The following is a 20,509-nucleotide window of genomic DNA, read 5'->3' as shown; positions in this document are numbered from 1 at the left end:
TCCGACGTTGTTCGTAATGGGCCACTACAGCCAGTCCTCTTGAAATGCGGCTGCTGTCGGTGTAAGCCGAAATCAGGCCGATGCGTTGTCGCCTCTTTCGAAGGAGTGCCATGCCCAGCACATGCGATTACTATTTCTCCGCCGAACTCGTTCGTCGACCATGAGCCTGCTCCGTGGGTTCCTGGGCGGCGCGGCGGCTGGCGCGGCAGGCACCACCGCGCTCAACGCCGTGAGCTACCTCGGGATGGCGCTCAAAGGCAGACCGGCCAGCTCCACTCCGCAGGCCACCGTCGAGAAACTTGCCGACGTCGCCCAGCTCACAATCCCCGGATCTGACGTGGTGAGAAAAAATCGGATCGCGGGCATCGGGCCGATGACCGGTGTGATCGTGGGCGTGGGTGTTGGTGCACTGCTCGGACTCTTCCGCTCTGCCGGTTGGCGACCCGCGCCGGTGATGAGCGGACTGGCGGCCACGGTTGGCGCGCTGATTGGCGGCAACGTGCCGATGACGGTTCTCGGGGTGACCGACCCCCGCACCTGGACCGCCAAAGACTGGGCCAGCGACATCGCCCCGCACTGGCATATGGGGTTGTTGTCGCCGCTACCCTGTGGGGCTTCGGGCGGCAAGCGCCGTCCCGCTGAACGCGCCGTCCCGGTGAACGGGTCCCGGTGAACGGGTCGTCCGGCTGATCAGGGGCGGCACCCGCGAATGCCGCCCCGCCGAACTCGGCGACCATGTCGGTGCCTGTGATGGTTGCGCTTTCGGTTGGATCATTGGACGAACTCGTGTTCACTCCTTCCACGTTCGAGTCCGAGCGGTGAACGCGCCGCGGCGAGTTAGTTCGACAGTGGTCTACTCGGGCTTGAGGATGACTTTGGTCCACCCGTTATTGCGGTCGCCGAAGTTCTTGTAGGCATCCACGGCTTCGCTGAGCGGGACCTCGTGCGAAACGATCCATGAAGGCTTGGCCTTGCCCACGGCAATCAGGTCGCGCAATTGCCGATTGTATTTCTTCACCGGGCATTGGCCGCTGCCCATGCTTTGCCCCTTGAGCCACTGCAGGCCATAGTCAATGGCCAGCTTGCCCTGCTTAGCGTTCTCGTCGAAGCCGCCGGGATCTGCCGGCAGAAAGACGCCGACAACGCCAATGCCCCCGGTGATGCGCACGGACTGAATCAGCCGATTCAGAGTCATAGCGGGATCTTCGGTGCCCTGTGGATCGTGGGCCTGATAGCCCACGCATTCACAACCCCGATCCGCGCCGATACCCTTGGTCTGGTCCAGCACGAACTGAACCGGATCCACCTTCGAATCATCAACGGCGATTGCACCGATCTGCTCGGCGAGGGCCAGCCGGTCCGGGCGTCGGTCCACAACCCAGACTTTACTCGCGCCCTTGATCGTCGCGGACAGGGCGGCCATGAGCCCGACCGGACCCGCACCGTAAATCACCACGGTGTCACCGGGGATAACGCCGGCCATCTCGGTAGCGTGATAACCCGTCGGAAAGATGTCCGACAGCATCACGTAATCGTTTTGCTTTTCTATCGCGTCTTCACCCAAGCGCAGGCAGTTGCTGTCGCCGTAGGGCACACGCAGCATTTGGGCTTGACCGCCGGGATACGGACCCATTCCCGCGAAGCCGTAAGCGGCGCCCGCGCCGACCGGGTCTGGTTGAGTGGTCATGCAATAGTTGGTAAAACCGCGTTCGCAATTCTTGCAAAATCCGCAGGAAATATTGAACGGCAACACGACCCGATCGCCGACCTTGACCGCGTCGACGCCGTTACCGATCTCGATGACCTCGCCCATATTTTCGTGGCCAAACGTGCGTCCAACTTCGAAGTCGGTGCGCCCCTCGTACATGTGCAAATCTGAACCGCAGATATTTGTTGCCGTAATGCGAACCAAAACATCAGTGGGACGTTCGATCTTGGCGTCCGGAACGTCTTCAACACTGACTTCATTTGGGCCCTTGTAAACGACTGCCTTCATTTCTTTTCACTCCTTGACTTTTTTGAATGTGGCTGCGGAAGATCCGTCTTCACTTTCGGAGGTATTGAATGGATGAATGTCCCGACAGTTCTAGACTGTGCGGAAAATGAGCATGCCTCAGTTTTATCACGATCGGACATGATCTGCCACTGCGCACCTCGTGGAGGTGGCTGTCCGGACGGTGACCAAATTCAGAGAACCCGACCTGACCGGAGTGCGCTTCAGGAACGAGCGGACGCCGTCACAGAATATCGAGCGGTTGCTTTCCGCGAGGCACCGGAAATGCGTTATCGAGAGCCAGACAATCTTCAGCATCGAGAACCACCGCGCCCGCGCCGACATTCTGGCGCACGTGCTCGAGAGACGAAGCCTTGGGGATCGCGATGATGCCCGGTTGCCGGATAACCCAGGCCAGGGCGATCTGGGCAGCAGTCACCCCGTGCCATTTTCCCAGTTCGGCCAGCAGCGGATGTTCCAACAGGGACGGTCCCTGCCCGAGCGGCGAATAGGCCATAAGCGGCATACGCTGGTGTTGCTGCCAAAGCAGCAGATCGAACTCGATGCCCCGACTGCCGAGGTTGTAGAGCACCTGGTTGGTGGCACATCCCTCGGGTACTGGCTCCAGATCATCCAGGTCGAAATTCGATAACCCCCAACTCCGAATCTTGCCAGCGGCACGGAGGTGTTCGAACCCGTCGACGGTCTCGGAGAGTGGAATACTGCCGGACCAATGCAGTAAGTAGACATCGAGTCGATCGGTTCCGAGCCGGCGCAGGCTGCGCTCGCACGCAGCGACGACACCGCTGCGGCTCGCATTATGTGGGTAGACCTTGCTGACCAGCACGACCTCATCGCGTCGCCCTCGAATGGCCTCGCCGACGAGTTCTTCCGAGGCACCGTCGCCATACATTTCGGCGGTGTCGATCACGGTCAGGCCGGCGTCGATCCCGGCGCCCAGGGCCGCCACCTCGGTCTTTCGCTTCGCGGGGTCTTCACCGAGATGCCAGGTTCCCTGCCCAATGACGGGTACCCGAACGCCGTTCAAGAAGTCGGTTTCGCGCATGCGGTTCCTTGCGTCGTGTGCATATCCAGACGGTCTGGCTTACGTAGTCTCAAGACTCAGAACGATCTTGCCCAGGTGGGAGTTCCCGGCCATCAGGTCCTGCGCTTGTTGGACTTCGGTCCAGGGCAGAATCCGATCAATCGATGGGCGTAGTGCTTCGAAAGCCGGGTCGACCTCGGCGCGCAGCGCGGCGACGATCTCGGCTTTTTTTCCGCAGCGTCGCGGGTGCGAAAGGTGACCCCAATGATGCTCAATCGTTTAAACGCCAGTGCTTCCAAATCAAGAACACCGTGGGCACCGCCGAGGCGCCCCACACCGACCAGGCGTCCCAGGAGTGCGGCGCAGCGAATATTGTCCGCAAGATACGGGCCACCAACATGGTCGATGATGACGTCGACCCCGCGGCCATCCGTCAGTTCCAAAACCCGATCAGCGAAACCGGCCTCGTTAACGTCGACCACGTGATCGGCACCCTGGGAACGGAGCAGGTCAGTTGCCCGGTCCGTGCGAACGGTTGCGATAACCGCTCCAGCGCCCAGGTATTTTGCCAACTGTACGTACTGAAGACGCACCGATGAGGCAGCCGCATGAATCAGCACCGTTTCGCCCGGCCTGAGGCCACCCGCGGTGCGGAGCGCGTTGTGCTCGGTCATCAACCCGAGGATGGCAGCGGCACCCTCCGCGTAGGACCACGCCCGCGGAATCGGTACGACCAGCGCAGCGTCGACAACGATTTCCTCGCTCAAACCGCCGCTGACGGTGGCCATGACACGGTCCCCGAACTGTACTCCCTTGACCTCGCATCCCACCGTGACGACATCGCCCGCGGCATCCAGCCCCACAACGACCGGTGCGCTGCCCGGGCTGACCGGTTGGTGGGTTCCGGCGCGCTGGGCAAGGTCGGCACGATTCAACGACGCAGTCCGCACACGGATCTTTACCTGACGCGGGCCCGGTTCAGGGCTCGGCAGATCGCGCATCGAAAGCACGGAACCACCCAGGTTCTGCTCAACAACAAGTGCTCTCATATCTAAAGTGTGTTCTTACGCGGTTAGTTCCCGCTGAAATTCTGGCTCCAGGAGACTTTTTTCTCCTCGTTGGCGATGCCAGGCTTCACAGGATCAAAGCGAATGGCCCACCGGTGCCGGTGCCGGTCCAGGCAACGGACACGGACGCCAGGGGCGCGGGTGCGCACCTGGTGCGGTCGGCGGATCGGGCTCGCGGCGGCTGGCGAATAGGATTGGGGTATCCACCCCAATGCGTATCGGAGTTCCATGTCGGAAATCACGGCTGAGCAGGTTGCCCATTTGGCATACCTTGCTCGGATCGACCTCAGCCCCCTCGAGATCACCAATCTCACCCACGACCTCGGCCAGATCGTCGACTCGATTGCCAAGGTCTCTGAGGTAGCCACCGCTGACACCCCGGCCACGAGCCACCCGATGCCGCTGACCAACGTCTACCGTGAAGACGTCGTCGTGCCATCACTGACCGTCGAGCAGGCCCTGTCCGGCGCCCCCGACCGCGCCGGTGACAAATTCCGCGTGCCCGCCATTCTGGACGAGGAGTAACCATGACCTATCTCACCAAGCTCTCCGCCGCAGCGCTCAGCGAGCTGCTGGTCAGCAAGCAGGTCAGCGCCGTCGAAGCGACCAGCGCGCACCTCGACCACATCACGGCCGTCGACACCGACCTGCACGCCTTTCTGCACGTGGCGGGCGAGGCCGCCCTGGCGACCGCCGCCCAGATTGACGCCCGCCGCGCTGCCGGCGAGGTGCTGAACCCGCTCGCCGGGGTTCCGATCGCGATCAAAGACGTGCTGGCCACCCAAGACATGCCCACCACCGCCGGGTCGAAAATTCTTGAAGGCTGGGTTCCGCCCTACGACGCGACCGTCGTTGCCCGACTGCGTGCGGCCGGCCTCGTGCCGCTCGGCAAGACCAACATGGACGAATTTGCCATGGGGTCCTCCACCGAACACTCCGCCTACGGAATTACTCGCAACCCCTGGGACCGCGACCGTATCCCCGGTGGCTCCGGTGGCGGCTCGGCCGCGGCCGTCGCTTCTTTCCAGGCGCCGCTCGCCCTCGGCAGCGACACCGGCGGATCCATCCGCCAGCCCGCCGCCGTCACCGGCTCGGTCGGCGTCAAGCCCACCTACGGCGGAGTCTCCCGCTACGGGGCGATCGCCCTGGCCTCCAGCCTCGACCAGGTCGGACCGGTCTCCCGCACGGTCTATGACGCTGCCCTGCTGCATGACGTCATCGGCGGCCACGACCCCCTCGACTCCACCTCGCTGACCGACAGCTGGCCGTCGATGGCCGCCGCCGCGCGCGACGGTCTCAAGGACGGCGCCCTCACGGGCGTGCGCATCGGCGTCATCAAGGAACTCTCCGGCGACGGATTCCAGGCTGGCGTCACCCAGCGCTTCAACGAAACCCTCGCGCTGCTCGTCGCCGCTGGCGCCGAGATCATCGAGGTCTCCGCACCGAACTTCGAGTATGCCGTCGCGGCGTATTACCTGATTCTGCCCGCCGAAGCGTCGAGTAACCTGGCCCGCTTCGACTCGGTGCGATTCGGCATCCGCGTCAACCCGGAAAGCGGTTCGCTCACGAGCGAGCACGTGATGAGCGCCACCCGAGAGGCCGGTTTCGGTCCCGAAGTCAAGCGCCGTATCATCCTCGGCACCTACGCCCTGAGCGCCGGTTACTACGACGCGTACTACGGCAGCGCGCAGAAGGTGCGCACGCTCATTCAGCGTGACTTCGCCGCCGCGTTCGGCCAGGTCGACGTTCTGATGTCGCCGAGCGCCCCAACCACGGCGTTCAAGTTTGGTGAGAAGCTGGCCGATCCGATGGCTATGTACATCAACGACGTGACCACCATCCCGGCGAACCTGGCTGGTGTGCCCGGAATGAGCATCCCGATCGGGCTCGCGCCCGAAGACGGCCTGCCCGTCGGCCTGCAGATCATGGCCCCCGCCAAAGCGGATGCCCGCCTCTACACCGTCGGCGCCGCGATCGAGCAGCTGCTCGAAGCGAGCTGGGGGCACACCATGCTCAGCCAGGCTCCAGCCCTGACCCCGACCGAAATGTTTGCCAGCGAAGAGGGAGCCGTCTGATGAAGGCTGAATTGATGGACTTCGATAAGGCACTCGAACTGTTCGAGCCGGTGCTCGGCTTCGAGGTGCACGTCGAACTCAACACCAAGACCAAGATGTTCTGCGGCTGCGCCAACGAGTTCGGCTCCGGCGCCAACACGAACACCTGCCCGACCTGCCTCGGCCTGCCCGGCGGACTGCCGCAGGTGAACAAGAAGGCGCTGGAATCCAGCATCCGTTTGGGGCTGGCTTTGGGGTGTGAGATCGCCGAACACTCGCGGTTCGCCCGCAAGAACTACTTCTACCCCGACACGGCGAAGAACTTTCAGACCAGCCAGTACGATGACCCGATCTGCCACGACGGATCGATCACGATCGAACTCGAGAGCGGCCGCCTGGTCACCGTCGAGATCGAACGTGCGCACATGGAAGACGACGCCGGCAAGCTCACCCACATGGGTGGCGCGACCGGACGCATCCAGGGCGCCGACTACTCGCTCGTCGACTATAACCGTGGCGGTGTGCCACTGGTCGAGATCGTCACCCAGATGATCGAGGGCGCCGAACACGACGCCCCCGAGATCGGCAAGACCTACGTCGCCGCCATTCGCGAGATCGCCAAGGCGCTCGGCGTCTCCAACGCTCGCATGGAAGAGGGCAACGTGCGTTGCGACGCCAACGTCTCCCTGCGCCCGCGCGGGTCGAACGTGCTCGGCACCCGCACCGAGACCAAGAACGTCAACTCCCTGAGAAGCGTCGAGCGCGCGGTGCGCTACGAAATCCAGCGTCAGGCGGCCGTGCTTTCCGGCGGAGGCACCATTACGCAGGAGACCCGGCACTGGCACGAGGACACCGGAATCACGAGCGCCGGTCGGCCTAAGAGCGACGCCGACGACTACCGGTACTTTCCGGAGCCCGACCTGCTGCCGATGGCACCGTCGCGCGAATGGGTCGAAGAGCTGCGCCTGACCCTGCCCGAGCCGCCCGCGGCCCGTCGCAAGCGCTTGCAGGCGGCCTGGGGTTTTGTGAACCTCGAGTTCCAGGACGTCGTGAACTCCGACCTGCTCGACGCCGTCGAGGCGACCGTCGCCGCCGGGGCATCCGCTCAGGCATCGCGCAAGTGGTGGACCGGCGAAATCGCCCGGCTCGCCAACGTGGCCGGCGTCGCCGCCGACTCGCTCGTGACGCCGGTGCAGCTCGCCGCGCTCATCGCACTGGTCGAAGCCGGAAGCCTCACCGACCGCCTGGCCCGCCAGGTGCTCGAAGGCGTCATCGCCGGCGAAGGAACCCCGGCCGAGGTCATCGAAAGCCGGGGACTGGCCGTGGTCTCCGACGACGGCGCGCTCATCGCGGCGATCGACGCCGCACTGCTCGGCCAGCCCGACGTGCTCGTCAAGATTCGTGACGGCAAGGTGCAGGCCGCCGGCGCCGTCATCGGCGCCGTTATGAAGGCCATGCGCGGGCAAGCGGATGCCGCGCGCGTGCGCGAACTCGTGCTCGAACGCGCCGCCGCAATCGAGTAGCCGGTGACAACTCAGGCTTTCGGAGTGGGCGTGCAGGTCGTGGTGCACCTCGACCGCACCCGCTTTCCCGACTCCCTCATCGACGACCCGATCGGCGTGATCGTCGCGCCGGGGGAGTCGGAGGGCTCCGGGCTCTACGCACCGACCGTGCAGCGCGAGAAGTTCTGGGTCGTGGCCTTCGAGGAGCCGTTCGTCGGCCTCGACGGGTCGGGTCCGCACGAGTCCGCGCGCATTCCGCAGAGCTTCCTGGAAGCGGCGCCGGAGGCGTGAACGTGACTGCTCCGGAGCAGGACGGACGCGCGCCGTCGACCCGCGACATCCGTCGGTGGCGGCAATACCTCGCCGACGAACAGGCCGAGGCCGCGGTCTACCGCGACCTCGCCAATCGTCGCGCCGGCGAAGAGCGGCAAATTCTGCTCGCCCTCGCCGACGCCGAAGGCCGGCACGAAGAACACTGGCGGAACCTGCTCGGCAGCGACGTCGGTTCACCGCGGCGCGGTGCTTTGCGCACCCGATTTCTTGGTCTGCTGGCCCGCCGGTTCGGTTCGGTGTTCGTGCTTGCCCTCGCCCAGCGGGCCGAGGGACGCTCGCCCTATCAAGCGGATGCCGACGCGACCAGCGCCATGGCCGCCGACGAAACCGTGCACGAAGAGGTCGTGCGCGGTCTCGCCGCCCGCGGCCGCAAACGCCTCTCCGGCACCTTTCGGGCCGCCGTGTTCGGCGTCAACGACGGGCTGGTGAGTAACCTCGCCCTCGTGCTCGGTATCGGCGCCACCGGTGTGCCGGCCGCGACCATTCTGTTCACCGGCATTGCCGGGCTGCTGGCCGGGGCGCTGTCGATGGGGGCCGGCGAATACGTCTCGGTGCGGTCCCAGCGAGAACTGCTCGAGGCATCCAGCCCCGCGGCTCCCGCCAAGAGCGTGCTCTCCCACCTCGACCTCGCCGCCAACGAGCTGACCCTGGTCTATCGCGCCCGTGGCATGTCCGAGGAGAAAGCTGAAACCTACGCCCGCGGCGTGCTGGCCACCGCGTACGCGGCAACCGGACCGATTGCCGCGGTCACCAAAGCGGCGCCGGAGCCCGACGAGCACGAGGCCATCGGAACGGGCACCGGCGCCGCCCTGTCGAGCTTCTGCTTCTTCGCCTCCGGCGCACTGCTGCCGGTGCTGCCCTACCTGTTCGGTCTGAGCGGCTACGCGGCCATCATCGTCGCGACTGTACTGGTGGGCGTGGCCCTGCTCGCCACCGGGGCTGTCGTGGGGCTGCTCTCCGGTGGTCCGCCGCTGAAACGAGCGTTGCGGCAGCTCGTCATCGGCCTCGGCGCGGCCGCCGTCACGTACCTGCTCGGGCTAGTGTTCGGCACCTCGATCGGCTAGCTCGGCGCCGGCCCGGCCACGATGGCCAGTCCAGTCTGTCCGCACCACTGGAACGTATGACCGGCCGGCAGGCCTGGTGCCCCGCCGGACTGGTCGTTGAGGTGTTCCGATAGACCGGGCAGGCGCAGCAGCGCGCCGGTCGCGAGGTGAGTGTCGGTCGAGACCACCACCCGGCCACTGGAGTTGATGACCGTGACCGAGACGCCGTCTGCGCCGAGGCGCGGTATGAGGCCGCGTTCGATCTCGTCGACCGAGAGGTCGATGCCGACAACCCCGATCAGCTCGGCGGCTCGATACACCGGAAGCGTCAGAGTGAGCGTGTACTCATCCGTGCACAGGTAGTCGACGTAGGGGCCGGTAATGTGTCGGCGTCCCGTCTGTTCTGGAACCCGCCACCATTCCAGCGCGGTGTAGTCCCGAAAACTCTCATCGAGAGGGTCTTCGACCGTTTCCAGATGGCGGATGCCGGTGGCGGGCAGCCCCGACACGGCCGGGTTCTGGCCGCCCAGCCACCAGGCCAGGTGCCAGCCCAGAAAGTTCGGCGCGGACACAAAACCGGCTCCGATGACGCACCCCTCGGAGTCGGTGAACTCGCGGCGCACCAGAGATTCCATCAGGGGATCCAGGTCGGCCCGGTCGGCGATACGATCCGGCCGCGCGGCATAGCGTTCCACCAGGTCTGCCCAGTGTTCCAGCCGAGCGAAGACCGGGTCGAAGACGGCGGCAACGGATGAAAAACCGGCCGCGGTCTGCGGCCCATCGTGCTCGGGAGTGAGCGTTTCGGGCGTCATGCGGGTGCACCCGTGGGAAGTACCGCGGTGGTGCTCACTGTCGCTGTGCTGTCGGTCATCGTTGACCTGCCCTTCAGTTCCAGGAGTGATTTCGCCTCGATAAGCCACTCGATGGACTCGATGATCTGCGTCACGGTCAGCTGTCGGGCGCGAGCGCCGTCCTCGGCGATGAGGGCCGCGACCGTCGCGCGCTGCACGGCCTGGCAGCGTTCGCGGCGGCTCGCGTCCCGCAGGCTGAGCCAGAGCAGGGAACCGAACTCGGCCTGCAGACGCAATTCTTCGCGCACGAGCCGGGCGGATTGGCTGAGCGCGGCCACCTCGAGACGGAAGGTACCCTGACCGCGGCGCGCGGCATCCGCTGTGCCGGCATCGGCGCGGTCGAGGATACGCTCGAGGTTCTCGATATCGGCCGCGCTGGCCCGGTCGGCGGCGAGCTCGGCAGCGAGACCTGCGATCGCGGAATAATGCACGCCCAGGTCGCGAACCTGCACCCGGGACCAGGCCACCAGGCGTTCATCCTGCAGGTCGGTCGCACCCCGCCCGGCGAACGTGACGAAACTGCCGCCGTCGCGGCCGCGCTTGGTGTGCACGAGCTTGTTCCGGCGCAGAATTTCCAGGGCTTCGCGGGCGGTGACCGTGGCCACGCCCAGCTGGCGGGCCAGCTCGGCCTCACTCGGCAGGCGTTCGCCGTCGTGCAGCACCCCGAGCACAATCGCATCGGTCAGCCGCTGCAACACCAGCTCGGCCCGGCCAGCGCCGTCAAGCGGGGCGAAAATGGCCGCGCGCGTTCCCGATCCGGCTCGGATGGACTGCGGCATCGGCGGCTCATTTCAGGTTGTGACACGACCGTAACATCCCGGCGCACATTTATGACATCTAACTCCATATGATTAGCCTGTGAGTGAGCAGGGAGTCGTTGAATGAGTGAGGAGATCTCGTGACCGGTGTGCAGCCCGCCATCCGTCTGACCGGTCTGACCAAGAGTTTCGGAAGCGTCCATGCCGTCGACGGCGTCGACCTGGATATCATCGAGGGGGAGTTCTTCTCCATGCTCGGCCCGTCGGGATCCGGAAAGACCACGGTTCTGCGCCTGATTGCCGGTTTCGAGCAGCCGACCAGCGGAACGATTTCGCTGCTCGGGCAGGACGTCACCGACCGGGCGCCGTTCGACCGCGACGTGAACACGGTGTTTCAGGACTACGCGTTGTTTCCGCACATGAGCGTGCTCGACAACGTGGCCTACGGGTTGCGGGTGCGCGGCGTCGCCAAGCGCGCCAGGCACGAACAGGCCCGTCAAGCCCTCGATACCGTGCGTTTGGGCAGTTTCGCCGATCGAAAGCCCAGCCAGCTCTCCGGCGGGCAGCGCCAGCGGGTGGCCCTGGCCCGGGCTACCGTCGTGCAGCCCAAGGTGCTGCTGCTCGACGAACCACTCGGCGCACTCGACCTCAAACTGCGCGAGCAGATGCAGGTCGAACTCAAGGAACTGCAGCGCACCCTGGGTATCACCTTCATTTTTGTCACCCACGACCAGCAGGAAGCCCTGACGCTCAGCGACCGCATCGCCGTGTTCAACGAGGGCAAAATCGAACAGCTCGGCACCCCGGCCGAGATCTACGAGCGCCCAGCTTCACCGTTCGTCGCGGCGTTCGTGGGCACCTCCAACATTTTCGATGACACCGTGTCGCAGACGCTTCTCGGTCGCGCTGGCACCCACTCGGTGCGCCCGGAGAAGGTTAGCGTGACCACCGAGAACCGGCCGCTTTCAGCCGATCGAACGGCCGCCGGCGTTCTCGCCGAGGTGATCTATGTCGGCAGCAGCACCCAGCTCATCGTCGACCTCGACGCCGGCACGCGGGTCGTCGTGCTCGAACAGAACGATGCGCACCGCGTGGCGACCAACGGGCGCGGCGCACGCGTCACCGTTGGCTGGAACGACTCCGACATCGTCACCCTCGCCCCACCAGTACTCACTTCCCACCCCTGACCGCACATCCCTGACCGCACCTCACGAATGGAGAAAGTCATGAAACGCAGTTCTACCCGTACCCGCTTCACCGCTGGCGCCCTCAGCGGCGTCGCGATCGTGTCGGTTGCCCTTCTTCTCACCGCCTGCGGTACCAGCCAGGGCGGCGGCACCGCTGCGCCGACCGAGGCTCAGGCCGAGCTCGGCGAGATGGAAGGCAGCGTCTCGCTGCTGGCCTGGCCCGGCTACGTCGAAGACGGCAGCAACGATCCAACGGTCGACTGGGTCAGCGCCTTCGAAGAGAAGACCGGCTGCACGGTCACCAGCAAGACCTACGGCACCTCCGACGAAGCGTTCAGCCTCATGAAGACCGGTGACTACGACGTCGTCGCGGCCTCCGGTGATGCCTCCCTGCGGCTTGTCGCCTCGGGGGACGTGGCGCCGGTCAACACCGACCTCATTCCCAACTACGCGGGCATCTTCGACTTTCTGAAGATGCAGTCCTGGAACAGCGTCGACGGTGTCTCCTACGGCATTCCGCACGGCTATGGTGCCAACCTGCTCATGTACAACACGGAGGTCGTGACCCCGGCACCCACGTCGTGGAATGTCGTCTTCGACAAGTCGTCCGACTACAAGGGTGCGGTGACCGCCTACGATTCGCCGATTTCGATAGCGGATGCCGCGGTCTACCTCATGGCGCACCAGCCGGAACTGGGAATTAAGAACCCGTACGCGCTCGACGAAACGCAGCTGGCGGCATCCGTTGAGCTGTTCAAGAACCAGCGCATCAACGTGGGCGAATACTGGTCGGACTACCTCAAGGAGGTGCAGGCCTTCGAAACCGGCGACACCGTGGTCGGTACCACCTGGCAGGTCATTCGCAACTCGCTCGCTGAGGGTACCCCGGCCGAAGTCGTGCTGCCCGAGGAAGGCGCGACCGGCTGGTCGGACACCTGGATGATCGCCGCAGGCGCGAAGAGCCCCAACTGCGCCTACGCCTGGCTGGACTACATCGCGAGCCCCGAAGCCAACGCGCAAGCCACCGAGTACTTCGGTGAGGCACCGTCCAACGCCGGAGCCTGCGACTTCACGGTCAACCCCGACCACTGTGCCAGCTACCACGCCGGCGACGCCGACTACGCGGCGCAGATCTGGTACTGGTCGACACCGATCGCGGAGTGCCTCGACGGGCGCACCGACGTGCAGTGCACCGATTACTCCGACTGGACCACCGCCTGGCAAGAAATCAAGGGCTAATCCGCCTGCTCGAGTCAGACAGAAGGAAGAATCATGACGGTTGACGCTCCCGCGCCACCCACCCGTCGGGCGGTGGTGCCCCAGCACCGTCGCACCATCGCCCGGCGGGGCTCGGTCTTTCTCAGCCGGCACCCACGACTGCGGCTGTCACTGCTGCTGAGTGCCCCCCTGTTCTGGCTCGGCCTGGTCTACGTCGCGGCCCTCGCCGCACTGCTGATCACCGCCCTGTGGACGGTGGACTCGTTCACCGGGCAGATTTCGCAAACCTGGACCCTCGACAACATCGTGGCGGTGCTCACAGGTTCGCTTTACCAAACCGTCACGCTGCGCACGGTCGGCGTGGCGCTGCTGGTCACGATCATCGACATTGTGATCGCGCTTCCAATCGCGTTCTACATGGCCAAGGTGGCGAGCCCTGGCGCCCAGCGGATTCTTGTGATCGCCATTCTGATGCCGCTCTGGGCGAGCTACCTGGTGAAGGCGTACGCCTGGCGATCGGTGCTCTCCCAGGGTGGAATTTTCGAATGGCTGGTGTCGCCGTTTGGCGGGCACAGTCCCGGTTACGGTCTGCCGGCAACGATCATCACCCTGTCCTACCTGTGGTTGCCGTACGTCATTCTGCCGATCTATGCGGGACTGGAGCGGGTGCCGGATTCACTGCTGGAGGCATCCGGTGATCTTGGCGGGGGTACCTGGGCGACGCTGCGCCTGGTAGTACTGCCCATGATCTGGCCGGCGATCATTGCCGGGTCGATTTTCAGTTTCTCACTGTCGCTCGGTGACTACATCACCGTAAATATCGTCGGCGGGGCCAACCAGATGCTCGGCAACCTCGTCTACACCAACGTGGGGGCCGCGAACAACCTGCCGCTCGCGGCCGCGATCGCGCTCATTCCCATTTTGATCATCTTCGCCTACCTCGCCGCCGTGCGGCGCACGGGCGCACTCAACAACCTGTAGGAGCCCTGCCATGCGTCTGAGTCGCCCCGCCCGTGGTCTGCTCGCGGCCATCACGGCCGTGGTGCTGGCCCTTATTTATCTGCCCCTGCTCGTGGTCTTCGTGAACTCCTTCAGCACCAGCCAGAACCTCACCTGGCCGCCGCCGGGCTTCACCTTGGAATGGTGGGCCAAGGCGTTTCAGAGCGACGGTGCCCTTGACGCGGTGCTGACCAGCCTGCAAGTGGCCCTGGCCTCGACGGCGGTGGCGCTCGTGCTCGGCACGCTCATCTCGCTCGGGCTGCAACGCTTCGAATTCTTCGGCCGGGATGCCATCAGCCTGCTGGTCATCCTGCCGATCGCGCTGCCCGGCATCGTCACCGGCATCGCCCTGAACAATGCCTTCCGCACCGGACTCGGCGTGCAACTGTCGATTCTGACGCTCATCATCGCCCACGCCACGTTTTGTATCGTGACCGTGTTCAACAACGTGATCGCCCGGCTGCGGCGCCTCGGCACGAGCCTCGAAGATGCCTCGTCGGATCTCGGCGCCGGAATCTGGACCACGTTTCGCCTGGTGACCTTTCCCCAGTTGCGGTCAGCCCTGTTCGCCGGCGGCCTGCTCGCCTTCGCCCTGAGCTTTGACGAGATCATCGTGACGACGTTCACCGCCGGATCGAGTGTGAAGACCCTGCCGTTGTGGATTCTGGACAACCTGTTCCGGCCCCACCAGGCGCCGGTCGTCAATGTCATCGCCGTGGTGCTCGTGCTGGTTTCGATCATTCCCATCTACTTCGCGCAGCGCATTGCCGGCGCCGAAAAGGTTGTGCGCTAGCCGTTCGTGACCGGAACGGGTTAGGGTTTTTCGGTGGGCAGACAGGACGGCAGTGGGCGGCAGATTTCGGCGGACGACGTCGATGACCGTTCAGCGACGGTGCTGCACGTTGACCTCGATGCGTTCTTCGTGTCGGTCGAGCTGCTGTCGCACCCCGAATACGTACGCCTGCCGGTGATCGTGGGCCACCGCGGGGGTCGGTCGGTCGTCACGGCGGCCAACTATATTGCGCGGCGCTACGGCGTGAACTCAGCGATGCCGATGGCACTCGCCCTGCGGCAGTGCCCGAACGCGATCGTGCTCGAGCCGCACATGGGCCTCTACCGGGACTATTCCACCCGGGTGATGAGCATTTTCGACGACGTCACCCCGCTCGTGGAACGGCTCGGCATCGACGAAGCCTTCCTCGACGTGGCCGGCGCAACCAATCTGTTCGGCTCCCCGGCCGTGATCGGCGAACTCATCCGCGCGCGGGTGCTCGCCGAGACCGGGCTGGTCTGCTCGGTGGGCGCGGCGTCGACCAAGTTTGTCGCCAAGCTTGCCTCCGGCCTGTCCAAACCCAACGGGCTGCTCGTCGTTCCGGCCGACGAAACGATCGAGTTCCTGCATCCGCTGCCCGTGACGGCCCTGTGGGGCGTAGGGGCGGCCACCGAGCAGACCCTGACCCGCCTCGGCCTGAAACTCATCGGCGACATCGCGCACGCGCCGCTGGACGTGCTGAAAAGGACGCTCGGGGAGGCATCCGGTCACAAGCTGTTCGAGCTGTCCTGGGGGCGTGACCCGCGTTCGGTGACGCTCGAGCGGGAGGAGAAGAGCGTCGGCCACGAGGTCACGTTTGAGCACGACGTGACCGACATTGACCGACTGCGCAGCGAGTTGCTGCGGCAGTGTGACCTCGTTGCGGCACGGCTGCGGAGGGGCGATCTGGTTGCCAGGCGCGTGTCACTCAAGCTGCGCTACACCGATTTCAGCACGGTCACCCGTTCGCGCACCCTCGCCGAGCCCAGCAATGTCGGGCGGCGCATCTACGAGGAGGCCGTGGCCGCGTTCGACCTACTGGCCGCGGCGGGCATCCGCGTGCGCCTGATCGGGGTGCGGGCCGAGCAGCTGGGTACGGCGTCGGGATCGGTGGGGCTGTGGGATCCTGACGAGGATTGGCGGGGCGCCGAGCTGGCGGTCGACTCCGTGACCGAGCGATTCGGGGCGGGAATCGTGCGTCCGGCCTCGTTCTTCAAACCTCGCCCATAAGGCACGAGTCGACTACCCTGTTGGAATGACCAGCCTCCCGGAAAAACTCGCAGAAACGTTCCGTTCCGCCGGTGTGAAATCGGCGTACGGTGACCCCGTGCAAATCGACGGCGTCACCCTCGTACCCGTTGCGCTCACCTATTACGGCTTCGGCGGCGGCGACGCCGGTGAGGGCGGTGCCGGATCCGGCGGAGGCGGGGGCGGAGTGTCGCTGCCGATCGGCGCCTACGTGAAGTCGGGTGGTACCGCCCGGTTCGAGCCGAATGTCATCGCGCTGCTCGCCGTCGGCGCGCCGTTCCTGCTCGTGGCCGGCCGCGCCCTGGCCCGGGTGATCCGGGCCCTGAAGAAGTAGCCGCCCCTGCTGATGCTGTCCGTGGACGGGGCCCGGGCCCCGTCCACGGGCCCAGTTTATAGACTGGGCCCGTGGTCCTAAGGTGGGCCCGGGCGAGTGCCGCGCGGCTTGCGCGCAGAGCGGATGCGGCGCGGCCAGCGCGGCCGACGCGCGAACCGACCCGCGAACCCGCCCTGCGTGAACCGACGGCGCAGCCAGCGTGGCAGCCGACGCCGCAGCCAAGCCGGAAAGTGCCACGGGCCGCTCACCGGTAGGCCCGCAGCGATACGACGGCGGCGCAGAATGAAGCGGCGCATCAATACGAGGTATAGCCCTGCCAGCACGAGCAGAATGCCGATGCTCATCTCGTGATCCCCATGCCACAAGTCTAAGCGGGGCACTAGAATTGGTCACGATCACGGGAGTCCGGTACACCGGGCTGAGAGGAAGCTGACCAAGCTTCGACCGTCGAACCTGATCTGGATCATGCCAGCGCAGGGAGGCTTCTCGATCCCGTGCCCTGTATTCACCTACGGAAAGGGCACGAACAGTGCACGCTACAACGACATCATTCAATCAGTCCAGCCGCGACGCATCGACGGCGAAAAAGCCGCGCAACTTTCGCTGGCGCGTCGTCGACATCGTCGTCGCGAGCGTCATTGGCGTGGCGAGCGGCGTCATCTTCTGGGCCTGGGGCCTCGCCTGGTCGCCGCTCAGCGCGATCCTCACGTTCACGCCCGGCCTCGAAGGCCTGTTGGCCGGCGGCTGGTTGTTTGCCGGAGTGCTCGGCGGCCTCATCATTCGCAAGCCCGGTGCGGCCCTCTACACCGAGGTCATCGCGGCCGTCGTGTCGATGCTGATCGGCACCCAGTGGGGCTTCTCCACGCTCATCTGGGGCATCGTCGAGGGCCTCGGCGCGGAGATCGTGCTGGCCCTGTTCTTGTACGCCAACTGGCGTCTCGGCGTCGCCCTCCTCGCCGGCGCCGGCGCCGGCGTGGCCGTTGGGCTGCTCGACACGACCGTCAGTTATGCGGCACTGGATATCGGTTTCAAGGCCGTCTACTTCGTATCCGCCGTCGTATCGGGCACTGTGCTCGCCGGGCTGCTGTCCTGGCTCGCCGTGCGCGGCCTGGCCCGCACCGGCGCGCTCAACCGATTCGCCGCCGGCCGGGAAGGTTCGCGCGCACCCGCCGCGATCAGTTAAGCGGATGCCAGCCCCTTCGTCGCACGCGTCCGCTCGCGGCCCGCAGATTCGGCCCGTGCAGATCGAAGCCCGAGGCTGGGGCTGGCGCCATGCCGGACGCCACAACCAAGCGGTGTCGAGGCTCGACCTGCGGATCGAGCCCGGCGAACGGGTCTTGCTGCTCGGGGCCAGCGGCGCCGGCAAGAGCACCCTGGTGCACGCGTTGGCCGGAGTGCTCGGCGACGCCGAGGACGGCGACGAGACGGGCAGTCTGCTCATTGACGGCAGGCGCGCGGCCGCGGCGCGGGGTCGGGTCGGACTCGTGCTGCAGGACCCGGACTCCCAGGTGGTACTCGCCCGGGTCGGCGACGACGTGGCGTTCGGCTGCGAGAACCTGGCTGTTCCGCGGGCAGAGATCTGGCCGCGCGTGCGGCGTGCCCTTGCCGAGGTCGGTCTGAACCTGCCGCTCGACCATCCCACGTCGAGCCTGAGTGGCGGCCAGAAACAGCGCCTGGCCCTGGCCGGTGTGCTGGCCATGCAGCCCGGACTACTACTGCTCGACGAACCGACCGCGAACCTCGACCCGGTCGGGGTCATCGAGGTGCGTGACGCCGTCGTGCGCTCTCTCGACCATTCCGGGGCCACCCTCGTCGTCATCGAACACCGCGTTGAGGTCTGGCAGGACGTCGTCGACCGCGTCATCGTGCTCGACCCGACCGGCGGTGCGCTGGCCGACGGGCCGACGCGCGAGATTCTCGCCATCCAGGGCGAGCGGCTGGCTCAGGCCGGCGTCTGGGTGCCAGCCCTGCCACCCCGGTTTCCGGTGCGGCACCCGATCAGCAATCCTCAGAGCCTGTTGCGGGCCGAGGGACTCGCGGTCGGGCGTGTTCCGTTTGGCCGACGCGCGGCATCCGTTGTCGCTGACGGAATCACCCTCTCCGTCGACGCCGGCAGGGCGACCGTCGTGACAGGGCCGAACGGCGCCGGCAAGTCCACCCTCGTCCTGACCCTGGCCGGTCTGTTGAAACCGGCCGGCGGAACGCTGCGCGCGAGCGACAGCCTGGCGGCTGGCATCCCGGCTGAGCCGCACCGGTGGCGCTCCCGGCAGCTGCTCACCCGCATCGGTGCCGTCTTCCAAGACCCCGAGCACCAGTTTCTGGCCGCCACGGTGCGCGGCGACCTGACTATCGGCCCGCACGCCCTCGGACTGAGCCCGGCTGAGCAGACCAGCCGCGTCGACGAGCTCATGCACCGGCTGCGGCTCGACTACCTCGCCGACGCCAACCCGTTCACCCTGTCCGGCGGCGAAAAGAGACGGATGTCCGTCGCCACCGTTCTCGCCACCCGCCCTCGCCTGCTCGTGCTCGATGAGCCGACGTTCGGGCAGGATTCCCGCACCTGGCAGGAACTCGTGGGCCTGCTCGCCGAGCTGCTCGACGAAGGCACCGCAATCGTTGCGGTCACCCACGACGCCCAGTTCGTCAGCGCTCTCGCAGATGAGGAGTATCGACTCGGCACGCCGATCACTCTGGGGGTGGCCAAGCCGTGAGCCTGATGACCCCCAGCATCCGCCCCAGCGTGGTTGCCCGCCTCAACCCGGTGGCCAAGCTCGCCGTTGCCCTCATCGTGAGCTGTGCGCTGCTGCTGTCGATCGACTGGGTGTCGGCGGGCGTGGCCCTGCTGCTCGAGGCCGTGCTACTCGCCTGGTGCGGCCTGAGCGCCCGCCATTTCTGGCTGCGCACGGCGCCGGTCTGGATCGCAGCGCCCATGGCATCGATCACGACGATTCTTTACGGTGAAGACTCCGGCGCGCTGCTCTGGCAGTTCGGCTTCATCTCGGTGACCGAGGGCTCCGCCCAGCTGGGTCTGGCCATCGGGCTGAGAGTGCTCGCGATCGGCCTGCCCGGCATCGTTCTGCTTGCCACGACCGACCCGACCGATCTCGCCGACGGCCTGGCCCAGGTACTGCGCCTGCCAGCTCGGTTCGTACTCGGCGGACTGGCCGGGCTGCGACTCGTGGGCATGTTCATCGACGACTGGCATTCGCTCGGACTTGCCCGGCGAGCCCGCGGGGTCGGCGATGGCGGCGGTCTGCGCGGCGCCGCCCGCCGGTTCTTCGGCCCGGCCTTCTCCCTGCTCGTCATCTCGGTGCGACGCGGCAGTAAGCTCGCCACGGCCATGGAAGCCCGCGGCTTCGGCAGCGACGAGCCCCGTACGTGGGCGAGGCCATCGCGCGTTCGGGCAGCGGATGCCGCTCTCGTCGCCATTGGATTTGCCATCGCCGGCATCGCCATCGGCGTCGCGGTGTGGGCAGAGACCTGGAGCTTTATTCTTGCCTGAAGCCAGCCCCAATATTAACTCGTTGCTGGCACCGCTGCTGCGAGCCCTGGCCGCGGCCGGACCGAACCCGGTCGTGCTCCTCGACGGGCCGAGCGGCGCCGGCAAGAGCACCCTCGCCGAGGCCCTCGTGGCCCACTGGCCGGGCGCGAACACGCCGCAGCTGGTGCGGATGGACGACATCTACCCAGGCTGGGACGGCCTCGACGCGGCGGTCGAGCACCTGCACCGGTGCATTCTCCTACCCCGATACAGCGGAAGCCCCGCGGCCTGGCAGCGTTACGACTGGGCCGTGAACGAGCCGGCGGAGTGGCATCCGCTTGACGCCGCCCGACCGCTGATCGTGGAGGGCTGCGGAACCCTCGCCGCCCGGCACGAAGCGCTCAGCGACGTGCGTGTCTGGCTTGCGGCGGACGACGAGCTGCGCAAACGGCGCGCGCTGGGTCGCGACGGCGAAGCCTTTCGAAGCCACTGGGACCAGTGGCAGCAGGAATGGGCCAGCTACCTCTCACGGGAAACGCCCGAGATTCGGGCAACGGTTCGCCTGCAGGCCACACGGGACTAGAT

The 20,509-nt window shown here is 66.1% G+C and carries 23 protein-coding genes and 1 riboswitch; of the genes, 16 read left to right on the top strand and 7 right to left on the bottom strand.

Annotated features, from left to right (window positions below; genetic code table 11):
- The first annotated feature begins 160 nt into the window (after positions 1–160).
- Positions 161–673, top strand: coding sequence for a hypothetical protein (locus tag BLS91_RS12835; protein ID WP_198412701.1), 513 nt, complete (start codon positions 161–163; stop codon positions 671–673).
- 180 nt (positions 674–853) lie between these two features.
- Here the strand turns inward: BLS91_RS12835 and BLS91_RS12830 are convergent, their stop codons facing one another.
- The 4 genes from BLS91_RS12830 to BLS91_RS12820 all read right to left on the bottom strand — a co-directional run bounded on the left by BLS91_RS12830 (position 854) and on the right by BLS91_RS12820 (position 4,087).
- Positions 854–1,996 carry a glutathione-independent formaldehyde dehydrogenase gene (locus BLS91_RS12830; protein ID WP_092341159.1) on the bottom strand — a complete coding sequence of 381 codons (1,143 nt, stop codon included), beginning with the start codon at positions 1,994–1,996 and terminating at the stop codon, positions 854–856.
- Between the two features lie 241 nt (positions 1,997–2,237).
- Complete coding sequence (locus BLS91_RS12825; RefSeq protein WP_092341158.1) at positions 2,238–3,059, bottom strand: aldo/keto reductase; 822 nt, start codon at positions 3,057–3,059, stop codon at positions 2,238–2,240.
- A 39-nt stretch (positions 3,060–3,098) separates the two neighbouring features.
- Positions 3,099–3,188, bottom strand: a complete 90-nt coding sequence (locus tag BLS91_RS21185) for a hypothetical protein (RefSeq protein WP_369827247.1) — start codon at positions 3,186–3,188, stop codon at positions 3,099–3,101.
- On the bottom strand, positions 3,152–4,087 hold the full coding sequence (locus BLS91_RS12820; protein WP_198412700.1) for a zinc-binding dehydrogenase: 936 nt from the start codon (positions 4,085–4,087) through the stop codon (positions 3,152–3,154). The genes BLS91_RS21185 and BLS91_RS12820 overlap by 37 nt, the downstream gene beginning before the upstream one ends.
- Positions 4,088–4,333: 246 nt before the next feature.
- Here BLS91_RS12820 and gatC point away from each other — a divergent pair, with 246 nt between their 5' ends.
- Genes gatC through BLS91_RS12795 form a run of 5 tightly spaced genes read left to right on the top strand, consistent with a single transcriptional unit; the run spans position 4,334 to position 9,058 of the window.
- On the top strand, positions 4,334–4,630 hold the full coding sequence (gene gatC / locus BLS91_RS12815; protein WP_092341157.1) for an Asp-tRNA(Asn)/Glu-tRNA(Gln) amidotransferase subunit GatC: 297 nt from the start codon (positions 4,334–4,336) through the stop codon (positions 4,628–4,630).
- A 2-nt stretch (positions 4,631–4,632) separates the two neighbouring features.
- Positions 4,633–6,180 (top strand): Asp-tRNA(Asn)/Glu-tRNA(Gln) amidotransferase subunit GatA, encoded by a 1,548-nt coding sequence (gene gatA, locus BLS91_RS12810; protein ID WP_092341156.1) that lies wholly within the window; start codon positions 4,633–4,635, stop codon positions 6,178–6,180.
- Complete coding sequence (gatB, locus tag BLS91_RS12805; protein WP_167552438.1) at positions 6,177–7,682, top strand: Asp-tRNA(Asn)/Glu-tRNA(Gln) amidotransferase subunit GatB; 1,506 nt, start codon at positions 6,177–6,179, stop codon at positions 7,680–7,682. Before gatA ends, gatB begins: the two co-directional genes overlap by 4 nt.
- A gap of 3 nt (positions 7,683–7,685) precedes the next feature.
- On the top strand, positions 7,686–7,952 hold the full coding sequence (locus tag BLS91_RS12800) for a hypothetical protein (RefSeq protein WP_134505126.1): 267 nt from the start codon (positions 7,686–7,688) through the stop codon (positions 7,950–7,952).
- 2 nt (positions 7,953–7,954) lie between these two features.
- Entirely contained in the window at positions 7,955–9,058 is a 1,104-nt protein-coding gene (locus tag BLS91_RS12795) for a VIT1/CCC1 transporter family protein (RefSeq protein WP_092341306.1), read from the top strand.
- Here the strand turns inward: BLS91_RS12795 and BLS91_RS12790 are convergent.
- Entirely contained in the window at positions 9,055–9,849 is a 795-nt protein-coding gene (locus BLS91_RS12790) for a cache domain-containing protein (RefSeq protein ID WP_092341153.1), read from the bottom strand. The two genes, BLS91_RS12795 and BLS91_RS12790, sit on opposite strands and share 4 nt — an antisense overlap.
- The gene (locus BLS91_RS12785; protein WP_092341152.1) at positions 9,846–10,667 is read right to left on the bottom strand and encodes a FadR/GntR family transcriptional regulator; all 822 of its coding nucleotides are present in this window, start codon (positions 10,665–10,667) and stop codon (positions 9,846–9,848) included. The genes BLS91_RS12790 and BLS91_RS12785 overlap by 4 nt, the downstream gene beginning before the upstream one ends.
- Positions 10,668–10,786: 119 nt before the next feature.
- On the opposite strand from BLS91_RS12785, the gene BLS91_RS12780 reads away from it, so the two are divergent.
- From BLS91_RS12780 to BLS91_RS12755, 6 genes are read left to right on the top strand one after another with little or no spacing between them, the layout of a single operon-like run.
- The gene (locus BLS91_RS12780) at positions 10,787–11,833 is read left to right on the top strand and encodes an ABC transporter ATP-binding protein (protein ID WP_092341151.1); all 1,047 of its coding nucleotides are present in this window, start codon (positions 10,787–10,789) and stop codon (positions 11,831–11,833) included.
- A 39-nt stretch (positions 11,834–11,872) separates the two neighbouring features.
- The gene (locus BLS91_RS12775; protein WP_092341150.1) at positions 11,873–13,072 is read left to right on the top strand and encodes an ABC transporter substrate-binding protein; all 1,200 of its coding nucleotides are present in this window, start codon (positions 11,873–11,875) and stop codon (positions 13,070–13,072) included.
- A gap of 33 nt (positions 13,073–13,105) precedes the next feature.
- Positions 13,106–14,032, top strand: a complete 927-nt coding sequence (locus BLS91_RS12770; protein ID WP_092341149.1) for an ABC transporter permease — start codon at positions 13,106–13,108, stop codon at positions 14,030–14,032.
- A gap of 10 nt (positions 14,033–14,042) precedes the next feature.
- Positions 14,043–14,843: an ABC transporter permease gene (locus tag BLS91_RS12765; protein WP_092341148.1), complete on the top strand. Its 801-nt coding sequence runs from the start codon at positions 14,043–14,045 to the stop codon at positions 14,841–14,843.
- 33 nt (positions 14,844–14,876) lie between these two features.
- Positions 14,877–16,091 carry a DNA polymerase IV gene (gene dinB, locus BLS91_RS12760; RefSeq protein WP_092341147.1) on the top strand — a complete coding sequence of 405 codons (1,215 nt, stop codon included), beginning with the start codon at positions 14,877–14,879 and terminating at the stop codon, positions 16,089–16,091.
- 25 nt (positions 16,092–16,116) lie between these two features.
- Positions 16,117–16,443 carry a hypothetical protein gene (locus BLS91_RS12755; protein ID WP_092341146.1) on the top strand — a complete coding sequence of 109 codons (327 nt, stop codon included), beginning with the start codon at positions 16,117–16,119 and terminating at the stop codon, positions 16,441–16,443.
- 77 nt (positions 16,444–16,520) lie between these two features.
- On the opposite strand, the gene BLS91_RS12750 is transcribed toward BLS91_RS12755, so the two are convergent.
- Positions 16,521–16,787: a hypothetical protein gene (locus BLS91_RS12750; protein WP_092341145.1), complete on the bottom strand. Its 267-nt coding sequence runs from the start codon at positions 16,785–16,787 to the stop codon at positions 16,521–16,523.
- A gap of 43 nt (positions 16,788–16,830) precedes the next feature.
- A riboswitch (TPP riboswitch) is annotated at positions 16,831–16,940 on the top strand.
- A gap of 32 nt (positions 16,941–16,972) precedes the next feature.
- On the opposite strand from BLS91_RS12750, the gene BLS91_RS12745 reads away from it, so the two are divergent.
- The 4 genes from BLS91_RS12745 to BLS91_RS12730 are packed head-to-tail and all read left to right on the top strand — an operon-like array spanning position 16,973 to position 20,507.
- Positions 16,973–17,626, top strand: a complete 654-nt coding sequence (locus BLS91_RS12745) for an ECF transporter S component (RefSeq protein WP_092341144.1) — start codon at positions 16,973–16,975, stop codon at positions 17,624–17,626.
- 4 nt (positions 17,627–17,630) lie between these two features.
- Positions 17,631–19,154: an ABC transporter ATP-binding protein gene (locus tag BLS91_RS12740; RefSeq protein WP_092341143.1), complete on the top strand. Its 1,524-nt coding sequence runs from the start codon at positions 17,631–17,633 to the stop codon at positions 19,152–19,154.
- Positions 19,155–19,159: 5 nt separating this feature from the next.
- Positions 19,160–19,945 (top strand): energy-coupling factor transporter transmembrane component T family protein, encoded by a 786-nt coding sequence (locus BLS91_RS12735; RefSeq protein ID WP_174774944.1) that lies wholly within the window; start codon positions 19,160–19,162, stop codon positions 19,943–19,945.
- Entirely contained in the window at positions 19,938–20,507 is a 570-nt protein-coding gene (locus BLS91_RS12730; RefSeq protein ID WP_233197226.1) for an AAA family ATPase, read from the top strand. Before BLS91_RS12735 ends, BLS91_RS12730 begins: the two co-directional genes overlap by 8 nt.
- Positions 20,508–20,509: the final 2 nt, after the last annotated feature.

Source organism: Cryobacterium flavum (assembly GCF_900103805.1).
Taxonomy (GTDB): Bacteria; Actinomycetota; Actinomycetes; order Actinomycetales; family Microbacteriaceae; genus Cryobacterium; species Cryobacterium flavum.
This window is presented reverse-complemented; position numbering and strand designations above follow the sequence as displayed.